The organism is Vibrio sp. RW (genome assembly GCF_027587105.1).
In the GTDB taxonomy this organism is placed as follows: Bacteria; Pseudomonadota; Gammaproteobacteria; order Enterobacterales; family Vibrionaceae; genus Vibrio; species Vibrio toranzoniae.
In genome coordinates this window covers 26,916-48,233 of record NZ_JAPPTM010000009.1, presented here as the reverse complement: position 1 = coordinate 48,233, position 21,318 = coordinate 26,916, and the positions used below count along the sequence as shown (strand labels likewise).

Sequence of the window (21,318 nt, the reverse complement as noted above, 5' to 3'; positions counted from 1 at the left end):
CTAAGTAGGCCAAAGTGGAAACATTACACAACGAACTGAAACAACTGATCATCGACGCATTGAACCTTGAAGACATGAGCATTGATGAGATTGAAACAGAAGCTCCACTATTTGGTGATGGACTGGGACTAGACTCTATCGATGCACTTGAACTTGGCCTTGCTATCAAGAAGAAGTACAACATTGTTATTGATGCCGACGACTCAAACACTCGCCAGCATTTTGCATCGGTAGAAAACCTAGCAAACTACATCTCATCTCAAACGAACAACTAGACAGATCTTTATGACACAAGCTAACCAACAAGAAGTATACAACCAGGTTAAAGATGCGCTTATTGAGCTGTTCGAGCTTGATGCTGAAGATATCACGCCTGAAGCTCATCTTTATCTAGATCTCGACCTAGACAGCATTGATGCGGTTGATTTGGTCGTTCACCTACAAAATGTAACCGGTAAGAAGATCAAACCTGAAGAGTTCAAAGCAGTACGCACCGTTAATGACGTTGTTGAGTCTGTGATTGAACTATTGAAGGACGCGTAATGCGTCCTCTGCTGACTTTACTGTCGGCAATCATACTTTTCACTTATCCAATAGCGGTTTACTTTGGACTCAACAAGTTTGGCCTACAAACCGTTGGTATCGTCTTAGCCGCTATTTTTGCTGTCCGCATTTTCTCTGCTGGTCAGGCTAAAATCAAAGAGCTAAAACACCTAGCTTGGATCAGCGGAAGTGCTGGAATTGTTCTGTTGGCCTTAGGTTTAACCTTTAAACAGCATGGTTGGTTAACCTATTATCCCGTTATCGTTAATGTTTGTATGTTGGCTGTATTTGCTTCAAGCCTATGGCAACCTCAAACGATTATCGAACGCCTTGCTCGACTTCAAGAGCCTGAACTTCCGCAAAGTGGGATTGATTACACACGAAAAGTCACTAAGATTTGGTGCTTATTCTTTGTTATCAATGGCTCTATTGCCCTTTATACCTGCTTCCAACCTCTTGAAATATGGACCCTATACAACGGCTTACTCAGCTATATGTTCGCAGGGTTACTCTTTGCAGGAGAATGGGTGGTAAGACAGCGTATTCGTCAGAGTTAAATTGTTATGACCCAAACCGTACCTTACATCTCGTTGTCTGACCTTCTCAGTCAAAAAAGAGCCCCTGAATCTATTGTCTGCTTTGACGACAATAGCAAGATTACGTGGCAAACCTTTAACGACGACTTATCTCAACTCGTACACCTTTTATCTTCATCCCCTTTTCAACGAGTTGCGATTTGTACCCAGGACAGCTACCTATTTTCGGTGGCATTTCTGGCGTGTGCAGCAGCCAGCAAACACATCATCTTACCGGGCAACTACCAGCCTTGTGCGCTTGCTGAGTTAAGTGAACAGTTTGATTGCCTGCTAGTTGATAACTCGATTGGCGAAGTAGAGGTGAGTGACGTTCGCAATATCCAAACCTTATTAAACTCCAACACCGAAGTACAAAAGCCTCTAACCGATAATCTGACGACCATTGATTTGGCATCAATCCACTTGACCCTGTTTACTTCAGGTTCGAGTGGTACGCCCAAAGCTATAGATAAAACCTTAGAGCACCTAGACATTGAGACGGCTCAGCTAGCTAAAAACTGGGGAGAGTTACTCAAGGGTAACCGAATCCAAAGCACAGTTTCTCATCAACATATCTATGGTTTACTGTTTAGAATCTTATGGCCGCTCTGTTCTGGCATTCCATTCGCGAGAAACAATCTTGAATACCCAGAACAGATTCTGTCCCACGCCAATAAAAATTGTGTACTGATTAGTAGCCCTGCTTTGCTCAAACGATTAAAACACGAGAGCAAAACCGCGCAACTTGCTGGTGTTTTCTCTTCGGGTGGTCCACTGCCTACCGAGTCGGCTCACCAGTCACGAGATCTACTTGGTCATTTACCTATCGAGGTGTTTGGCAGCACAGAGACCGGAGGCATCGCCTTTCGCCAACAAGAAAGCGCTCAAACGCCTTGGCAACTTTTTGACTGCATTGAGGCTAGTCTCAACAGTGAGAATTGCATTAAGTTATTGTCGCCCTACATCGATAAAAACAACTGGTATCAGACCGCTGATGAGTGTGAAATGGTCTCGGAGAATCAATTCATATTGAAAGGCCGCACCGATCGAGTCATTAAGATTGAAGAAAAACGAGTATCACTGGTTGAAGTCGAAAAGCGGCTGGAGCAACTGCCTTGGATAAGTGAGTGCGTGGTTATTCCATTTGAGGAGCCTGAGCGATTAATTTTAGCGTCGGTTTTGGTACTATCAGAGGAAGGCCAAGCAACACTCGTAACCATGAGCAGAGGTAAGTTCTGGTTGATGCTGCGTTCAGAACTCAGAAAGTGGTTAGAACCGATCGCTATCCCAAGAAAGTACCGTGTTGTCGATGAGATCCCCCTCAACAGCCAAGGTAAGCGATTAACATCTCACATAGAACAGCTAATAAAATCATAGAAACCGCTGATCGTATTTTACACTGAGATTATCTTTTATATTTTTGTCAAAGAACCAATATTTGCCCAAGGATTCTAAGCACGCCCTATGGATAAAAGAAAACCAAACATCATTACTGTAGACACGGTAGAGAATGAATCGACCCTGACACTCAATGTTAGCGCAGATATCACCGATTTTAAGGGACACTTCAAGAGCTTCCCGATTCTTCCCGGCGTCACGCAAATTGATTGGGCACTTCATTACGCTGTCCAAGAGCTAAATGTCCCTGGCTTCTTTAAAGGCATGGAAGTCATCAAGTTCCAAGAGCCTATCCTGCCTGATGCAACAATTCAGCTATCACTCAAATGGGATACTGACAAAAACAAGCTGAGCTTCAGTTACACCTCAAACAACGGTGAACAGACCCACTCTTCAGGCAAAATGAAGCTGGGAGAGAAAAGTGAATAGCGCTCCCGTCGAGGCTACTCAAGACCAAACAAAAGAAAGCAGCTACAAGGCTTGCTTCCTTATACCGTGCTTTAACCATGGTGCAACCATGCCCGAAGTCGTCTCATCACTCCTTGAATCTGAACTACCGATTATTATTGTTGATGATGGCAGTGAACTCGCGACCAAACAGTTTCTGGCTCCACTTGCAGAGAACTCAAACGTAACCTTGGTGACGCTTGAACAGAACCAAGGCAAAGGTGGCGCAGTAAAAGCGGGGATCAAAAAAGCACAAGAGATCGGCTTTAGCCACACTATTCAGATAGATGCTGATGGACAACACGACCTTGAAGCCTTGCCGACATTGATTGAGGCCTCACAAGCTAAGCCACAACACCTGATATCAGGCCGACCTATCTACGACGAGAGTGTGCCTAAGGCAAGGCTTTACGGGCGCTACGCGACACACATTTGGGTATGGATAGAAACCCTTTCTTTATCAATTAAAGACAGCATGTGTGGCTTTAGAGCGTACCCGATCAATCAAACACAAGCGGTACTCAACAAATACGATGTTGGCTCTAGAATGGACTTCGATATCGAGATTCTGGTTCGCTTATATTGGGAAGGTTGTGACATTGATTTCGTTAAAACACGCGTCATCTACCCAGAAAATGGCGTCTCTCATTTCGATGCGCTGTGGGATAACGTAAAAATCAGCTGGATGCACACACGACTGTTTTTCGGCATGCTGCCAAGAGCACCAAAATTGATTGCTCGCCATTTCAAATCCGATTCAGCTGATAATAACCAAAGTTTATCGATTGATTCAGAACCACAAGCTTCAGAACAACCCCATTGGTCTCGCACTCAAGAACGCGGCACCGTACTCGGCATCAAGCTACTATTGGCCGTGTATACCCTATTAGGTCGCGGTGTCTTTAACCTCATTTTACGCGGTGTGATGCGTTACTACCACTTAACGGGCAAACGCGCACGAAACGCTTCTGAGCAATACTTGTTCCAGCTAAAGGCGTACGCAGAGCAACAGAATATCGAGTTACCCGCTGAGTTAACCAGTTATAACCATCTGCTTTCGTTTGGCCATACTATGCTAGATAAGTTAGCCGCATGGAAAGGTGACTTCTCGGCAGATAACCTGACGATTCATGGCCAAGACCAATTCGAAAGCATGGTAGCCAACCAACAAGGTGTGCTGATTCTGGGTTCTCATCTTGGCAATATCGAACTGTGCCGCGCTTTAGGTCGCAGACACTCGAACATCAAAATCAATGCTTTGGTTTTTACAGAACACGCTGAGCGTTTTAACTCGGTTATGAAAGCCGTGAACCCGCAGTCTGACTTAAACTTGATTCAAGTGACCTCGATGGGGCCTGATACGGCTATCTTATTGCAGCAAAAGTTGGAGCAAGGTGAGTGGATCGTGATTGTTGGTGATAGAACTTCCACCAGCAAAGAGAGCCGTTCGGTATGGGCAGAGTTCTTGGGTAAGGAAGCGCCGTTCCCTCAAGGACCATTTATGTTAGCCTCGGTTCTCAAAGCCCCCGTGTTCTTATTGTTTGGGCTACGTGATGACTCACGAGCTAAGCCGCACTTTAATGTCTATTTCGAGCATTTTAGCGACAAGATCGAGCTACCAAGGAAGACGCGCGAACAATCTTTACAGCAAGTCGTTCAACAATACGCAGACCGACTTCAGCACTACACACTGAAAGCCCCGCTTCAGTGGTACAACTTTTTTAATTTTTGGACATTGAGCAAGCACCATGACGAAAAAGAATCCAAATAGCATCACCTTTGGTGCCGAACGCCTCACGATTGAGGATGTTGTCGCTATCTCAAAAGGCGCAAAAGCCTCGATGAACTCAAGTGAAGCATTCACATCTAAGATCGACCGTGGTGTCGCTTTTTTAGAACGCCTGTTGAAAGAAGAAGGCGTGATTTATGGTGTGACAACGGGCTACGGTGACTCATGTACCGTTGCGATTCCGCCAAATCTTGTTGATGAATTACCACTGCATCTAACGCGCTTTCACGGCTGTGGTTTAGGTGAAATACTGTCTCACGAACAATCTCGTGCAGTATTAGCAACACGCCTGTGTTCTTTATCACAAGGTGTCTCTGGTGTGACTCATGATTTGCTCAACCAGATCGTTACTCTGATTAACCAAGACATCTCGCCGCGTATTCCTCAAGAAGGATCGGTTGGCGCCAGTGGCGATTTAACGCCGCTGTCTTATCTGGCGGCCGCACTGATTGGTGAGCGCGATGTTATCTACAAAGGCGAAGTTCGCCCTACTAGTGACGTCTACAAAGAGCTAGGCATCAGCCCTATCAAGCTTAAGCCAAAAGAAGGCTTGGCATTGATGAATGGCACATCAGTAATGACAGCGCTGGCTTGTATTGCCTACAAACGTGCGGAATACCTAGCTCAGTTATCGACTAAAATCACGGCAATGGTGTCTGTGGGTATGCAAGGCAACGATTTCCATTTCGATGAAGCTTTGTTTGCAGTGAAGCCTCATCCGGGTCAACAGCAAGTTGCGGCATGGCTACGTGATGACTTACAAGCGGATCGCCCGCCACGTAACAGTGATCGCCTGCAAGATCGTTACTCGCTACGCTGTGCTCCACATGTTATCGGTGTGGTTCAAGACTCTCTACCTTGGCTTCGCCAAATGATTGAGAACGAACTAAACAGTGCCAACGACAACCCAATTATCGATGGTGATAATGAGCGCGTACTGCACGGTGGACACTTCTACGGTGGCCATATCGCAATGGCAATGGATACGCTAAAAACAGCCGTAGCCAACCTTGCTGACCTGCTTGATCGCCAAATGGCACAGCTGATGGATTACAAATTCAACAACGGTTTGCCATTTAACCTAACGGGTGCAGAAGGCGAACGTAAGCCAATCAACCACGGCTTCAAGGCAGTACAAATCGGCGTGTCAGCTTGGACAGCAGAAGCATTGAAACATACTATGCCTGCAAGCGTATTCTCTCGCTCAACTGAGTGTCACAACCAAGACAAAGTGAGCATGGGCACCATTGCTGCTCGCGACTGTTTACGTGTTCTAGAGCTAACCGAACAAGTAGCAGCAGCGTCACTACTGGCTGGTACGCAAGCGCTTGAGCTTCGTAAACGCCACAATGAGCTTGATGAGCACCACATGAGTGAAAACCTCAAGCACATTCGCGACGAAGTACTGAAAGAGTTTGAGTTTATAGTCGAGGACCGTCCGCTGGAAGGCGATCTACGCCACTTTATTTCTCGTATTCAAAGTCAGCATTGGTCACTTTATTAAAAGAACTTTACTCATGGAGTAGTTAACCTCATAAAGTAGCTAAGTTCATATAGTAACCAACCCTTTACGCAATATTGTTGAGAGCGATTTATGTCTGAAATCCTTCATCCGTTACAATCTGAGGTGACACTTATCACCTCATTCCAAGATGCCGACCCGATGGGCGTGATCTATCACGGCAACTACTTCCGATTTTTTGAAGAAGTAAGACGCATCATGATGGATAAGATTGAGTACAACTATCATGAGATGAAGGATTCTGGCTACATGTGGCCTATCATCGATACCCGCGTGAAATACATCAAAGCGATACCGTTTAATCATCAGATCAAGGTATCGGCTAAGTTGACTGAATGGGAAAACCGTCTGCGCGTTGATTACGAAATTCACGATGCCAACACAGGCGCTCGCATGACACGAGCACACACCATGCAGGTTGCCGTGACCATTGAAGAGCAAGAGATGTGCTTCGCTTCACCGAAAGTGTTTACTGATAAAGTCGAGCATTGGCACCAATTCGGGTGCTTGCCCCTAGCTGAACATCAATCCCAAGCCTCTAACCCACAACAGGTGAATCATGAGTCTGTTTAAACGCAGTCGTAAACACATCAGCGTCTTGCTGTTAGGACTCGCTGCGATGATGTCGAGTGACCTTGCTACCGCGAATCAGAACACCGCTCCCGTCGGTTCTATTTCAGAGCTGCAAACGGTGCTCAGCGAAAATAACATTGTTCGTGGCGAGTTTACTCAAACACGCAATATGGAAATGTTTGCCCAACCTTTGACGTCACAAGGTACATTCCTGTTAGACAAATCAAGTGGCCTACTTTGGACGCAAACGTCACCGTTTCCGGTGAACTTGGTGCTCACCGACAACAAATTGAGCCAAAGGTTTGCCGACCAACCCGCTAAAATCATCACCGATAAAGAAAACCCAATGGCGTTTTATTTCAGCCATCTTTTCCTATCAGTGTTCCACGGTGATACACAAAAACTTCAAGAACAATTCTCTCTGTCGTTCGAGGCTGCAACAATACAAAGCCCAGACGAGAAAACAGGCAACAATTCATGGACGCTTATCCTAACGCCAAAAAGTGCACCAATGAATGCGGTATTTGAAGCCATCACGCTACAAGGCAACAGTGATATTGAGCGAATCGAGCTAAAAGAGATTCGTGGAGACAGCACGGTGATCGAATTCAGCCAGCTAAGCCATCAACCGGAAGTATTGTCAGATGCCGAAGCGCAACAATTTCAACTCTAAGCTTGCCCTTGTTTGGCTAGTTATCGTAGTGCTTTTTAGCGGACTGTTGATCAAACAGTTCGCTTTTTATTCTTCAGTACCGATTGAAAGCAACATCCTAAAATTGCTGCCAGAAAACCAACAAGATCCCATGGTCGAACAAGCCTTTCAGCAAATTTCCAACTCGATGAGTGAGCAAGTGGTGTTCATCTTGAGTGGATCTGATATCAAGAGCACCATGGCAGCAACTCAAGCCTTTGAGACATCGCTCAATCAAGACGTCTTTTCTGACAGTTCAGTGCTCTTCAAACATGTTCAAGGAAAAATCAACTCGAGCACACAAAGCCAATGGAGTGACTTCTATTTTCGTCACCGCGCTCAACTGCTGACCGAACAACAGAAAGAAACACTGACTCATGCACCAGAATCGCGCGCTCAATATGTGATTCAATCCTTGTATAACCCTTTTTCAGGCGTGACAGCGACCGAGTTAACCTTAGACCCGTTCCTGTTATTTCGTGACTATATAAGCACGGTCGGCACCCGTTCAAGTAACTTTGGGATTAAAGAGGGTTATCTAACCGCACAAACACAAGATCAATCACACATTCTTGTTACCGCGACGTTAGCTGGCTCTCCTTATAGCTTAGCGATTCAAGAACAACTTCCTGCGTTAGATACTTTAGAGCGAAAAATCGAGAAGCAGTTTGACGTCAAAGTTCAGCACACTGGTGTGGTTTTCTACGCAAATTACGGCACCCAAAGTGCGAAGTCTGAAATCAGCACCATTGGCTTAGGCTCATTGGCTGGCGTAATTTTATTGGTGTGGCTGACGTTTCGTAGCGCGCTGCCGCTTGCCTTGTCTTTGCTCTCAATCAGCACGGGGTTATTGGTCGCACTGGCGAGCACCGTAGCTATCTTCGGTAAGGTGCATCTATTTAGCTTGGTGTTTGGTGCCAGCTTAATTGGCGTATCCATCGATTACTCTTTTCACTATCTCACTGATCGTTTGTCAGCGGGAAGCCAGTGGCATAGTGATAAAGGTCTAAAGCATATCTTCATTGCAATTACCCTAGGGCTACTTACTAGCTTGATAGGTTATTTAGGTCTGCTGGTGGCTCCTTTCCCTGGCTTACAACAACTTGCTTTGTTCTCATCTATTGGGCTTATTGCCGCGTATGCCAGTGTGGTGTGTTGGTATCCAGTATTAGCCTTCAAGCCAAGCCAAGAGCGTGCGCTTCCGTTGGCTAGCCTTTGGTGCACATGGCTAAACTTATGGAGCAAACCTAAGTTCAGAATCGGCTTGCCGCTCATCGTCACCGTTATTAGCGTGGCGTCAATCAGCCAAGTTCGTTACGACGACGATATTCGACAACTGCAGGCGATGCCTGACCAACTCAAACAACAAGAGCAGGCTATCTCTGAAATCTCAGGATTAGGTAATGCTCAGAACATGCTGTTGGTGACTGCGAAAAATAATCAGGCGTTACTGAACAAATTAGCATTGATCAGCTCTGAGTTAGATTCGTTGGTCGCTCAGCAAGGTATCTCTGGCTATCGCAGCATCAATAAACACCTGCCAAGTGAGCAAGCGCAACACGACAACTATCAGTTGGTTAAACAACTCTACGCTAACCAAAGCGCGACCTTACAAACCACACTCGGTTGGTCGAGCTTCCCAGAGCTACCAAAATGCCACCCCATCACACTGGATGAGTTTTTGGCATCTCCGGTATCCGAGCCGATTCGCCCACTTTGGTTGCAACCAATCAATAACCAAGCGGCGTCGGTTATCATGATCAAAGAGGTTACTAATTCTGAGCTATTCTCGAAGTGGTTAGATTCAAGCTTTGCTCAACAACAAGGTGTGAAATACCTCAATAAAGCAGATGAAATCTCATCTCTATTTGCTGAGTACCGCGTTAAAATTACCGAGCTGTTATTGATAGCGTTTGCGGCTATCGGAATGGTGTTAGGTTGGCGTTACGGTGTGAAGCAAAGTCTGTTAATGCTGTTGCCGTCATTGATTGCCGGAGTGGCAGGTTTGGCGATCACGGGCATTTTAGGCTCAACGTTAAACCTGTTTAATCTGCTAGGCTTGATTCTGATTTTAGGGATTGGTATCGACTATACCTTGTTCTTTGCTGAGCAGAAGAAATCATTAAGCACCTTATTAGCGATTACTTTGTCAGGCCTCACGACGCTACTCTCATTTGGCTTATTGTCACTGAGTCAGACTCATGCCATTCATAGCTTCGGTGTTACCGTCCTGACTGGTATTTTCATCGCGTGGTTGCTTTCGCCACTTGCAATCAACAACGAACAAGCAGCGGAAAAATCAAACTCTCGAGAGGCTTTTAGATGAACAAAATAATCAAGATAGCGCTCGCCGTTGGATTGGGCTTACTACTCAGCGCTTGTTCGATGGTGTCTCAACAGCCAACAGGCGCAAGTGTCACAATCGACAAAGACACCGAGCTAGCCTTGCCGCTGCCTGCTGAACTGGGATACTCATTTACTGCGAGCCAGTTGATCAGCGCAACATGGCAAGACGATACCCAGCAACTGCCTGTTCAAGTCGAAGTCACACCGGATAAAGTCGTTTTAGCGGGTTTCTCTTCTTGGGGTACGCGCATCCTATCGCTGCAATACCAAAACCAAGCTATTGAAACACAAGTACTATCTGGTCTTGGGGCTACACTGCCTCAGCCCGAACAGGTACTGTTTAATTTAATGCTCACCTTGTGGCCTGCAGAAGCATGGGCTCAGCCTCTGCAAAGTATCGGCTGGCACTTGGTCGACACAGACAACAGCCGCACCGTGTTTGATGACAACCAGCAGGCAATCATTCGAATTGATTACCAAGCCGATCCTGGTACACACAAAATGGCAGGCAACATTGTCTTCAAACATTTGACCCAGGGCTACACCATCACCATACAAACGTTGAACTCAACGGTTGTCGACAACCCAAGTAAGAGCTAAACACTATGCCTATTTATATCCAAGATTGTGGTTTCCACTCAGCGTTAGGCTCAAGTATTGCTGACATTCATGGATGTCTCAAAGACGAACGTGAATCAAACATGGTTGAAGTGAGCGATATGCTTAACGATGGTAAGCACACTGTCGTTGGCAAGATCGCAAGTGCTCTACCAAAGGTTCCGTCTACTCTCACGCAATACGCCACTCGCAATAATCAATTGGCACTGTCGGCTCTAAATCAAATTAAAGATTCTATCGAGCAAGCAAAATCTCAGTTTGGCGCAGATAGAATTGCAGTGGTTATCGGCACCAGTACTTCGGGAATTTCGGACGGTGAGGCCGCTTTTAAGCACAAACTCGACCAAGGTTCTTTTCCCGAACATTATCACTACTCAAAACAAGAGCTAGGGAACACTTCCGAATTCGTTAGCCAATACTGCTCATTAACCGGGCCGAACTACGTAATCTCAACCGCCTGCTCATCAAGTGGCCGTGTATTTCTCACTGCCCAACGTTTATTAAAATCAGGAATGGCTGATGCTGTGTTGGTTGGCGGTGTTGATACACTGTGTAAACTGACGCTCAATGGTTTCCATGGCCTTGAAGCTCTTTCTACCACACATTGTCAGCCATTTAGTGCCACTAGAGATGGCATCAACATAGGTGAAGCAGCGGCGTTTATGTTGCTCAGCAAAGCAAAACTGAATGCTAACAATACAAACCCGAACACACCAAACATTGCCTTATTAGGCTGTGGGGATAGCTCTGATGCACACCATATTTCAGCTCCCCACCCTGAGGGAAATGGCGCCGAGCAAGCGATGAGAAAAGCTTTATATTCTGCACAGTTACAAGCAGGAGACATTGGTTATATCAATGCTCACGGAACTGCAACACCACTCAATGATTCAATGGAAAGCAAAGCCATTCACCGCATTTTTGCAAACAAGGTTCCCGTTAGCTCAACCAAGCCGCTCACCGGGCATACTCTAGGAGCAGCAAGTGCGATTGAGGCTGCAATTGCATGGCATATTTTGAAATATGACTTACCGCTTCCCTTACAAAAATGTCAGGATAAAGCTGAAGATATTGAGATTGATTTGGTAAACTGTACCCAGAAACTTAAAGTAAAGAACATCTTGAGCAACTCGTTCGCTTTTGGTGGCAACAACATTAGCCTGATTTTTGGTGTAGTAAATGACTGAACTCCCTTCTATAGAGCAACTTCTCCCACACGATGATCCGATGATTTTAATCGATCGTGCGATTAGCATAGAGGCGTTGTCGATCCACTGTCAGGTCGATATTGATGACCATAATCTGTTCTTTGACGCCGAATCTCAAACGGTACCAGCTTATGTTGGCATCGAATTTATGGCGCAGTCTGTCGCGGCATGGTCTGGATATCACGCACTTAAAAACGGTACCACTCCTCCAATCGGATTCTTACTCGGCTCTCGTCGTTATAAATCACTGTGTGATGAGTTTATTCAAGGTCAGACCCTTGATATCTACGCTGAACAGCTTATGGAAGACAGCGGTATGGCCGTGTTTACCGCAAGAGTCGAAGACCAAGGCGAGTTAGTGGCTCAATGCCAACTCAACGTCTACGTGCCAACCGAACAAAAATTACAAGAAATGAAAACTAGGAGCCCATCATGACCCGTCAGGTTTTAGTCACCGGAGCCAGCAAAGGCATTGGTAAAGCGATCGCTATTCAACTCGCGAAAGACGGATTTGAAATCGCCGTTCATTTCATGGGTGACAAGCAAGGTGCTGAAGACACATTAAAGTCGATTACCGAATTGGGTGGCGCTGGACGTCTTATCCAATTTGATATTAGCAATCGCAGCGAATGTCGCGAAAAGCTTGAGTCTGATATTGCCGAGCATGGCGCTTACTATGGTGTTGTAAATAATGCCGGAATTACTCGTGATACAGCATTCCCAGCCATGACGGAAGAAGAGTGGGATGGCGTGATCCATACCAACCTCGACAGCTTCTACAACGTACTTCATCCGTGCGTGATGCCAATGGTTCAAAAACGCAAAGGCGGTCGAATCGTTACTCTGGCGTCGGTATCTGGCATTATGGGTAACCGTGGTCAAACTAACTATGCGGCGGCAAAAGCGGGCGTGATTGGTGCGACTAAGTCTCTGGCTTTAGAGCTAGCAAAACGCAAGATCACGGTAAACTGTGTCGCTCCAGGCTTAATTGATACCGGCATGGTTGATGAGCACGTGAAAGATCACGCGCTTCCTCAAGTACCACTGCGCCGTATGGGCGAACCAGAAGAAGTGGCAGGCCTAGTCAGTTACCTAATGTCAGATATTGCGGGCTATATTACTCGCCAAGTGATTTCAGTGAATGGAGGCTTAGTATGACCCGCCGCGTTGTTGTAACAGGCATGTCTGGTGTTACTGCCTTTGGTAATGATTGGCAGCACATCGAACCAAAATTGAAAGCGTGTAAAAATGCGACTCAATATATGCCAAGCTTCGAGCAGTATGATGGTCTCAACACTAAACTCGCCGCGCCTATTGATGACTTCCAACTTCCTAAACACTATAAACGTAAGCAAGTACGTGGCATGGGTCGTGTATCTCGCCTAGCCACCGTTGCGTCAGAAAACGCACTCGAGCAAGCAGGGCTGATTGGTCACGACATATTGACCAATGGCGAAACAGGTATTGCTTACGGTTCTTCAACGGGCAGTACCGATGCCGTTGGAGCGTTCGGTGTGATGCTGAACGAGAAATCGACCCGAGCAATCACCGCGACCACCTACGTTCAAATGATGCCACACACCGCTGCGGTAAACGTAGGACTGTTCTTTGGCCTACGCGGCCGCGTGATTCCCACCAGCAGTGCCTGTACTTCAGGAAGCCAAGCAATTGGTTACGCCTATGAAGCAATCAAACACGGCTACCAAACCGTGATGGTTGCTGGTGGCGGTGAAGAGCTATGCCCAACTGAGTCTGCCGTTTTCGATACCCTTTTTGCTACCAGTTTAAAAAACGACACACCCAAGAAATCCCCTAGTCCTTACGACAGCGAGCGCGATGGCTTAGTGATCGGTGAAGGTGCAGGCACGCTTGTTCTTGAAGAGTATGAACATGCCGTTGCTCGCGGCGCAAAGATCTACGCTGAAATCATTGGGTTCGCCAGCAACTGCGATGCCGCTCATGTGACCCAACCTCAGATGGAAACCATGCAAGTTTGTATGGAGAAAGCACTGAGAGACGCACAACTTCCAGCTGAGAAGATTGGCTATGTTTCTGCACACGGTACGGCGACTGAAAAAGGCGATATTGCAGAGAGTAACGCAACAGCGAATATCTTTGGTGAAGTGCCTATTAGCTCGTTGAAAAGCTACTTTGGCCATACGCTTGGCGCATGTGGTGCGATTGAAGCGTGGCTAAGCCTAGAGATGATGCACAGCGGTTGGTTTAGCCCAACCCTAAACCTTGAGAATGTCGATGAGCAGTGCGGTAAGCTCGATTACATCACAGGTTCTGGTCGCGAATTGGATGTTGAATATCTGATGAGCAACAACTTTGCTTTTGGCGGAATCAATACTTCCATCATCTTCAAAAAAATCTAAGCTTAGCTCGATAAAACTTAAGACAAATAAAAAGGGTCAGTAACCAAGTTACTGACCCTTTTTTGAATCTAGCAATCGCTCAATTAAGCGTTAGCTTCACGCTCAGCGATGAACTCAAGAGCCATCTTGATACGAGCGATTACGCGCTCTTTACCAACAAGTTCCATCACAGCATCAACAGAAGGAGACTGACCGCCACCTGTTACTGCTACGCGAAGTGGCATACCGATTTTACCCATGCCGATCTCTAGCTCTTCACATACTGCTGCAATCACACCGTCTTTGATGTTTACAGTAGTGAAATCTTCAAGTGCTTCAACCTTAGCAAGAGCAAGCTCTAGTGGGCCTTTAGCAACACCACGTAGGTGCTTCTTAGCTGCGCCAGCTTCAAACTCAGAGAAATCTTCGTAGAAGTAACGAGATTGCTCAGCAAGTTCGATAAGCGTGTTGCAACGCTCGCCAACTAGCTTGATCACTTTAGTGATCGCTGGGCCGTTTGTTGTATCGATCTTCTGTGCGTCTAGGTGCCATTGCAGGTATTTTGCAACGTACTCAGGCTCAGAAGTCTTAATGTAGTGGTTGTTCAACCAAAGTAACTTGTCAGTGTTGAATGCAGATGCAGACTTGCTGATTGCTTTTAGGCTGAAGAATTCAATCATCTCTTCTTGAGAGAAGATCTCTTGGTCACCGTGAGACCAGCCTAAACGAACTAGGTAGTTGTTTAGCGCATTAGGTAGGTAACCTTCGTCGCGGTATTGCATTACAGATACAGCACCGTGACGCTTAGAAAGTTTCGCACCGTCATCACCAAGAATCATTGCACAGTGAGCGAACGTTGGAACTGGCGCACCTAGTGCTTCATAGATGTTGATTTGACGAGGTGTGTTGTTGATGTGGTCTTCACCACGAACAACGTGTGTAATCCCCATATCCCAGTCATCCACTACCACGACGAAGTTATAAGTAGGAGCGCCGTCTGTACGACGAATGATTAGGTCATCAAGTTGGCTGTTAGCGATTTCGATGCGACCACGGATTTGGTCATCAAATACGACGCTGCCTTCTTTAGGGTTACGGAAACGGATAACGCACGCATCGCCTTCTTTTGCTGCTTCGTTTGCTGCAACAATTTTAGGGTGGTTCGCATCGTAACGAGCCATTTCTTTGTTTTCTTCTTGCTCTGCACGAATTTCGTCTAGTGTCTCTTTAGATGCATAACATTTGAATGCTTTGTCTTCAGCAAGTAGCTTATCAACCATTTCGTTATAACGGTCAAAACGCTTAGATTGGTAGTAAGGACCTTCATCCCATTCCATACCCATCCATTGCATGCCTTCTAGAATTGCATCAACCGCTTCTTGAGAGTTACGCTCGAGGTCTGTGTCTTCGATACGTAGAACGAATTCACCGCCTTGGTTTTTAGCGAATAGCCAAGAGTAAAGTGCAGTACGTGCACCACCAACGTGAAGATAGCCAGTTGGGCTAGGAGCAAAACGAGTTTTAACCGTCATTTAAATACCTTGATTATGTAGGTGATTCTTTTAGTGGCGCCGATTACAAAGCCTGTAATGACCAAATATCACTAAATTTTGGGCGCTATTTTATCACCCCCGCTTAAATCTACAATCAGTAGTGAATGATTAATGTGCTGTTGTTGTACGAAAGCGATGATAGAAAGCCGAATTCCGCCTTCAAAGTAGCAAAACTATTACCTTAGCCAGTAGATTATAACCGCGCTTATTTTATATCCTTCTCATATTCCAAAATTGAATCCACCAACTGATACACCGCTAAGATCAAATTCTTTAATTTATGTTTGACCTTACCCTTACGGGAAGGTTTATGTTAAGCGTAGATGAGAATTGGAGTATCGATATGAACCATTATACCACCGCGCTCAACGGCCTAAATTGCATGGGTTGTGCGAAGAAAGTTCGCACACTGTTTGGCGTTCTCGACAATACGACGATCAATGATATATCGCCGTCATACATCGATATTTCGACTCCTTCTAGTTACGTTCAACTCAACGAACAACTTGCGACGCTTGGTTATAGCATGGGCAATGAACTGCACCTTTCGCTATCTGGCCTTAGCTGCGGTAAGTGCGTGAACAAACTGACTCAAGCGCTTGAGCAAACCGAACAAGCTTCAAACCTAGAAGTCAGCAAACAGGAATTATTACTGGTTACTCTGCTTTCTGAATCCGAGCTTATTGAGCTGATCGAAAGCGTGGGTTATCACGCGACTCCCTACTCTGAAGCTAATGAGCTTTTATCGACTTCAGGCTCAGAAGAAGATACAAAACCAACGCCTGCAGAGTCGACGCCAACAGAACCCGTTACGAGTCAATATACTTATCACCTTGTTCTTGAGGGGATGACGTGTGCGAGTTGTGTTTCTTCAGTCGAAAAAGCGCTAAAAAAGAATGAGTTCGTCGACCAAGCTCAAATCAACCTCGCCGAGCAAACGGCCTTAGTTTTCACATCTAAAACACGTGACCTGATCGAAAACGAACTCATCCAATCGGTGAAAGCCGCAGGTTATGGCGCCGAATTTGTTGATGATGCGGCAACACAACAACAAAAACAGCAAGAGCAACAACTTCGCACTCAACGATCCTTCCTTAGAAACTCAGTCAGCGCGCTGGTTATCGGTGCCCCGCTGATGGCGTGGGGCCTGTTCGGTGGCAGCATGACCATTGCTACATTTAACGACCAATTAGCTTGGGGATTGGTCGGAGTCGTCTGTTTTATATTGCTTGCGACTTCAGGTCGCAGCTTCTTCAGCAATGCTTGGCAATCTCTGATGCATAAACGTGCAACCATGGATACGTTAGTTGCTTTAGGGACTGGCGCCGCATGGTTCTACTCAATGTTGGTTGTGCTGATTCCATCATGGTTCCCAGAAGCATCACGCCATGTCTACTTTGAGGCGAGCGCGATGATAGTAGGTCTTATATCTTTGGGTCACTACATCGAAGCCAAAGCCAAAGCTCGCACTACAAAATCGCTACAAGCACTGATTAATTTACAGCCTCAAAAAGCGGTGGTCATCGTTGATGGCAAAGAACAAACCATTGCTGTAGAGGCTATCCAAGTAGGTATGCAAGTGCGCGTCAAACCGGGTGAGAAAGTGCCAGTTGATGGTGTTGTGGTATCGGGCGAATCTTACATCGATGAATCCATGTTGAGTGGTGAACCGCTTCCCAACGTAAAATCGATTAATGATGGCGTTTCAGCAGGTACCATTAATGGTGATGGCAGCCTGATCATTGAAGCGACCGGCATAGGCTCAAGCACCATGTTGGCTCGAATCATTCAAATGGTACGCCAAGCACAAAGCAGCAAACCTGCGATTGCGAAACTAGCCGACTCTATCTCTGCTGTTTTCGTACCCGTTGTGGTTGCGATCGCAGCTGTTGCCGCCCTAGTTTGGTTTTTTGTTGGCCCACAGCCAAGTGCCAGTTACATGCTTGTGGTATCGACGACCGTGCTGATCATCGCTTGTCCGTGTGCCTTAGGCCTAGCGACTCCGCTCTCTATTACTGTCGGTGTAGGTAAAGCCGCTGAATTTGGCGTTCTGATCAAAGACGCTGATGTGTTGCAATCAGCAAGCAAAATCGATGCTGTCGTGTTTGATAAAACAGGTACGTTAACTCAAGGCAAACCAAGCGTTCAGCAGGCGTTTTATCACAACCTATCAGAACAAGAGCTGCTGGCTTACGCCTATTCGGTTGAAGTCGGTTCAGAACACCCACTTGCGAAAGCCGTTTGCCAGTATGCCGAAAACCTAGAAGTTTCAGCACTCCCACACAGCGAATTTGAGAACCGCCGCGGCCTTGGAGTACAAGCCAACATTAACGGCAAACACGTTCAAGTCGGCTCGCTTAAATACCTAACCCAACTCAATGTTGATACTGAAATTGGCGCAGACTTTATCGCGCTTTGTCGTACACAAGCGTGGACGCCAATCTTCGTAGTCATTGATCAAAAACTGGAGGGCATCTTAGGCATTTCAGACGCATTAAAAATGGATAGCAAACAGGCTATAGCTCAACTGAAATCTGCCGGAATTCACACCGTGCTATTAACGGGCGACAACGATTCAGTTGCTCAAGCGATTGGTAAAAACGTCGGTATCGACGAAGTGATTTCAGAAGTGCTTCCAGAGCAGAAAGCTCAACACATTGTTCAACTGCAACAGCAATATAAGAGTGTTGCCATGGTCGGAGATGGCATTAACGATGCACCAGCACTTGCTCAGGCGGATATAGGCATCGCAATGGGTAGCGGCAGTGACGTGGCAATCGAAAGTGCGCAAATGACACTCCTCAACTCATCGCCACTCTCTGTGAGCAATGCTATCGAGCTGTCTCAAGCGACCGTGAGAAACATGAAGCAAAATCTGTTTGGCGCCTTCATCTATAACTCACTTGGCATTCCTATTGCGGCCGGTGTGCTTTACCCGTTTTTCGGATTTCTGCTTAGTCCTGTCGTTGCTGGTGCTGCGATGGCGATGTCGTCAATTACGGTAGTGAGCAATGCCAACAGGCTGAGATTGTTCAAACCCACACATTCTAATATCAACAAAAAACCAGATTCACGAGGTTAACCATGATTCGTAAATTAATGACTCTTACAGCACTTGCTGCAATGTCAGGACAGGCTTTGGCTACTGATGTTCTAAACCACAAATCTCCATACTGCGGCTGCTGCACAGAATGGACAGAGCATATGCGTGATGCCGGGTTCGATGTTACAGAGAAGCTCCACGATGACATGAACCCTATCAAGCATAAGCTAGGTGTAACGCCAGAGTTGGCTTCTTGCCATACGGCAGAGATCGACGGTTACGTATTTGAAGGGCACATTCCAGCAGAAGACGTGAAAGCCTTTTTAGAAAATCCACCACGCAATGCGATTGGCTTGGCAGTTCCAGGCATGCCAATGGGCTCGCCGGGCATGGAGTATGGCGATAAGAAAGACGAGTATTCTGTGTATGCGTTTAACGAGAAAGGTCAGGTGTTTGAATACCGTCACTACGATGGAAACAGAGAGTAGGTTAACCAAGGTTACGTTATAAAAATAAAGAGTCATCAGCTGTATGGTAATGCGGAGTTAACGGATGGGCTAGGACGCTAATCCGTTGCTGTATATTGCACACACCGCATATTCATAAGTATGACTAGATAACTTTTGAGAAGCGTCTATCTAGTGAAATTTAATCAATTTCAGAGTACTGAGTTTTACTAACTGGCTTTCATGGTTCTTATGAATGGGACACCGTCTTCGTCGTGATGGACTTTCGCTTCAACTTGATAAATCTCTTTGACTAACTCTGTCGTCAAGACGTCTTTTGGTGAGCCAACACTAACTAATTCACCCTGTTTTATCACTAATAGGTTATCGGCATATTGAGCTGCAAGGTTGAGATCATGCAATACCATTATACTCACATAATTTTTCGCGCGAGTTTGGGTAACAAGATGATTGAGTAATACATGTTGATGATGTAGGTCTAAAGCACTAACAGGTTCATCCAGCAGCATAATCTGAGGATTGCGCATAATCGCTTGAGCGAAAAGGATCATTTGGCGTTGACCGCCGCTGAGAGAGCTCACATTACGGTTTGCCAAATCCGCCATGCCAATACTGTTGAGTATTTGTAACCCTTCACCAAGAAGCTTGTCATCGATGCGTAAACTTAAGCTATCTAATCGCCCCATTAGCACGACTTCGATGACACTCAAACTCACTTGTAAACCAATATCTTGAGGCATGTAACCCAACTTAGCGCGCCATGATGATAGAAACTTAGTATCGAGTTCGTCATCGTAATGAGAAACCGAGCCACTTGTCATATTCACATCACCAAAAATGGCCTTAAGTAAGGTGCTTTTACCAGCGCCATTTGGCCCTAAAACAGCAGTAACCTGACCAGGCTCCAGCGTGAAGCTAAAGTTATTAGCAAGCGTCAGCGTGTCAATTTTAATGTTTACTTTATTCGCGACTAACATGATTAACCTCTCTTCGCCAAGATCAGCCAGAAGAAGAATGGCACACCAATGATTGCCGTTACGATACCGATAGGAAACAGTGCGCCCGGAACAATGGTTTTTGACAGTACAGATGCGCTAGAAAGCAGAAAAGCTCCAATCAAGAAAGAAAGTGGTAAATAGAATCGCTGATCTTCGCCCACCATAGATTTCGCCATATTTGGTGCAACAATGCCAACAAAGCCGATGATTCCTACAAAACTAGTCACCGTGGCTGTGATAAGCGCGACAATAAATAAAGTTTTGAAGCGCAAGCGAGTGATGTTTACGCCCACACTTTTGGCACGCTCTTCACCCAAACGAAGTGCAGTCAGCTTCCATGCATCTTTCAGCAACAACACGCCGCCAATAAGAACAACAGCAGCCGTAACCGCGACGGTGTTCCAAGTTGCTTTTGTCAGACTACCGAACAACCAGAACAGAATCTGTTGGCTAAGTTCAGGCGAAGAAACAAACTGAACCAGAGATAATAGCGATTGAAACAAGAACAAAAGGGCAATACCAGCCAGAATTAGCTGTCCGGAACTAATATGACGAGTAGACGCTAACGAGAATAGAAAGCATGCAGACAACATACAACATAAAAATGCGCCCAGCGGAACAGCGTAGTAGCTGCTTAACCCGAATGAACCCATATACAACGTGATTGCGGCGCCAAAACCAGCCGCTGCCGCCATACCTAACGTATAAGGGCTCGCCATTGTATTATTGAGCAAAGTTTGCATCTCTGCTCCTCCCATACCAAGAGCACCACCAACAACAATAGCCATTATTGCAATTGGCAGTCTTAGTTCGGTCACAATAATTTGTGTAGACGGCTCGACTTGGTATGGCAAACCGATGAACTCGAACAGAGAGTGAAGTACTTTCGTCGCATCGAGCAAAGACGGACCTGTCATAATGTCCAGAATAAAGGTGGCCAGAATAAGTACACAGAAAGCACCGATAACCCAAAATCGACGTTTTTCACTTTTTCTCTGTTGCTGGATGAGCTGTTCTAATACTTCGGATTGCACGCCATATTACCTAGTTTGTTTTTGTTTATTGTTGATACACGGCGGGCTAAGGACTCGCGGTAGGGACGCGATATTATCATTAATGATAGTTAGTTGCATTATCATTAACAAAACAATTAATATACCTTCCCACAGACGGATCTGGAGCCGTCTCAC

The 21,318-nt window shown here is 46.0% G+C and carries 19 protein-coding genes and 1 pseudogene; 17 read left to right on the top strand and 3 right to left on the bottom strand.

Going from position 1 to position 21,318, the window contains the following annotated elements:
* The first annotated feature begins 14 nt into the window (after positions 1 to 14).
* From OCT63_RS10350 to OCT63_RS10280, 15 genes are all read left to right on the top strand, one after another.
* Positions 15 to 275, top strand: coding sequence for a phosphopantetheine-binding protein (locus tag OCT63_RS10350; protein ID WP_004736154.1), 261 nt, complete (start codon positions 15 to 17; stop codon positions 273 to 275).
* Positions 276 to 285: 10 nt separating this feature from the next.
* Positions 286 to 543: an acyl carrier protein gene (locus tag OCT63_RS10345; RefSeq protein ID WP_017056835.1), complete on the top strand. Its 258-nt coding sequence runs from the start codon at positions 286 to 288 to the stop codon at positions 541 to 543.
* Positions 543 to 1,100, top strand: a complete 558-nt coding sequence (locus tag OCT63_RS10340) for a septation protein IspZ (RefSeq protein WP_269983685.1) — start codon at positions 543 to 545, stop codon at positions 1,098 to 1,100. The genes OCT63_RS10345 and OCT63_RS10340 overlap by 1 nt, the downstream gene beginning before the upstream one ends.
* Before the next feature lie 6 nt (positions 1,101 to 1,106).
* The gene (locus tag OCT63_RS10335; protein ID WP_269983684.1) at positions 1,107 to 2,495 is read left to right on the top strand and encodes an AMP-binding protein; all 1,389 of its coding nucleotides are present in this window, start codon (positions 1,107 to 1,109) and stop codon (positions 2,493 to 2,495) included.
* Between the two features lie 87 nt (positions 2,496 to 2,582).
* Positions 2,583 to 2,945, top strand: a complete 363-nt coding sequence (locus OCT63_RS10330) for an ApeI family dehydratase (RefSeq protein WP_161674814.1) — start codon at positions 2,583 to 2,585, stop codon at positions 2,943 to 2,945.
* Positions 2,938 to 4,734, top strand: coding sequence for a glycosyltransferase family 2 protein (locus tag OCT63_RS10325; protein ID WP_269983683.1), 1,797 nt, complete (start codon positions 2,938 to 2,940; stop codon positions 4,732 to 4,734). Before OCT63_RS10330 ends, OCT63_RS10325 begins: the two co-directional genes overlap by 8 nt.
* Positions 4,712 to 6,256, top strand: coding sequence for an HAL/PAL/TAL family ammonia-lyase (locus OCT63_RS10320; RefSeq protein ID WP_269983682.1), 1,545 nt, complete (start codon positions 4,712 to 4,714; stop codon positions 6,254 to 6,256). Before OCT63_RS10325 ends, OCT63_RS10320 begins: the two co-directional genes overlap by 23 nt.
* 90 nt (positions 6,257 to 6,346) lie before the next feature.
* Positions 6,347 to 6,847, top strand: coding sequence for an acyl-CoA thioesterase (locus OCT63_RS10315; protein WP_269983681.1), 501 nt, complete (start codon positions 6,347 to 6,349; stop codon positions 6,845 to 6,847).
* Positions 6,834 to 7,520, top strand: a complete 687-nt coding sequence (locus OCT63_RS10310; protein ID WP_269983680.1) for a LolA family protein — start codon at positions 6,834 to 6,836, stop codon at positions 7,518 to 7,520. Before OCT63_RS10315 ends, OCT63_RS10310 begins: the two co-directional genes overlap by 14 nt.
* Positions 7,492 to 9,864 carry an MMPL family transporter gene (locus tag OCT63_RS10305; protein WP_269983679.1) on the top strand — a complete coding sequence of 791 codons (2,373 nt, stop codon included), beginning with the start codon at positions 7,492 to 7,494 and terminating at the stop codon, positions 9,862 to 9,864. The genes OCT63_RS10310 and OCT63_RS10305 overlap by 29 nt, the downstream gene beginning before the upstream one ends.
* Positions 9,861 to 10,484, top strand: coding sequence for a DUF3261 domain-containing protein (locus OCT63_RS10300; RefSeq protein WP_269983678.1), 624 nt, complete (start codon positions 9,861 to 9,863; stop codon positions 10,482 to 10,484). Before OCT63_RS10305 ends, OCT63_RS10300 begins: the two co-directional genes overlap by 4 nt.
* 5 nt (positions 10,485 to 10,489) lie before the next feature.
* Positions 10,490 to 11,689 carry a beta-ketoacyl-[acyl-carrier-protein] synthase family protein gene (locus OCT63_RS10295; RefSeq protein WP_269983677.1) on the top strand — a complete coding sequence of 400 codons (1,200 nt, stop codon included), beginning with the start codon at positions 10,490 to 10,492 and terminating at the stop codon, positions 11,687 to 11,689.
* On the top strand, positions 11,682 to 12,146 hold the full coding sequence (locus OCT63_RS10290; RefSeq protein WP_060467263.1) for a hotdog family protein: 465 nt from the start codon (positions 11,682 to 11,684) through the stop codon (positions 12,144 to 12,146). The genes OCT63_RS10295 and OCT63_RS10290 overlap by 8 nt, the downstream gene beginning before the upstream one ends.
* On the top strand, positions 12,143 to 12,868 hold the full coding sequence (locus OCT63_RS10285; protein ID WP_269983676.1) for a 3-ketoacyl-ACP reductase FabG2: 726 nt from the start codon (positions 12,143 to 12,145) through the stop codon (positions 12,866 to 12,868). Before OCT63_RS10290 ends, OCT63_RS10285 begins: the two co-directional genes overlap by 4 nt.
* Entirely contained in the window at positions 12,865 to 14,088 is a 1,224-nt protein-coding gene (locus OCT63_RS10280) for a beta-ketoacyl-ACP synthase (RefSeq protein WP_269983675.1), read from the top strand. Before OCT63_RS10285 ends, OCT63_RS10280 begins: the two co-directional genes overlap by 4 nt.
* Positions 14,089 to 14,171: 83 nt before the next feature.
* Here OCT63_RS10280 and gltX read toward each other — a convergent pair whose 3' ends face one another.
* The gene (gltX, locus tag OCT63_RS10275; RefSeq protein WP_269983674.1) at positions 14,172 to 15,599 is read right to left on the bottom strand and encodes a glutamate--tRNA ligase; all 1,428 of its coding nucleotides are present in this window, start codon (positions 15,597 to 15,599) and stop codon (positions 14,172 to 14,174) included.
* Positions 15,600 to 15,900: 301 nt separating this feature from the next.
* On the opposite strand from gltX, the pseudogene OCT63_RS10270 reads away from it, so the two are divergent.
* Both OCT63_RS10270 and OCT63_RS10265 read left to right on the top strand, forming a co-directional pair.
* A pseudogene (locus tag OCT63_RS10270) lies at positions 15,901 to 18,715 on the top strand (copper-translocating P-type ATPase).
* Positions 18,705 to 19,151, top strand: coding sequence for a DUF411 domain-containing protein (locus OCT63_RS10265; RefSeq protein WP_060467260.1), 447 nt, complete (start codon positions 18,705 to 18,707; stop codon positions 19,149 to 19,151). The pseudogene OCT63_RS10270 and the gene OCT63_RS10265 overlap by 11 nt, the downstream one beginning before the upstream one ends.
* Positions 19,152 to 19,339: 188 nt before the next feature.
* Here OCT63_RS10265 and OCT63_RS10260 read toward each other — a convergent pair whose 3' ends face one another.
* Together OCT63_RS10260 and OCT63_RS10255 are read right to left on the bottom strand one after the other, a co-directional pair.
* On the bottom strand, positions 19,340 to 20,107 hold the full coding sequence (locus tag OCT63_RS10260) for an ABC transporter ATP-binding protein (protein WP_161674787.1): 768 nt from the start codon (positions 20,105 to 20,107) through the stop codon (positions 19,340 to 19,342).
* Between the two features lie 2 nt (positions 20,108 to 20,109).
* Positions 20,110 to 21,162, bottom strand: coding sequence for a FecCD family ABC transporter permease (locus OCT63_RS10255; protein ID WP_060467258.1), 1,053 nt, complete (start codon positions 21,160 to 21,162; stop codon positions 20,110 to 20,112).
* Between the last annotated feature and the right edge of the window lie 156 nt (positions 21,163 to 21,318).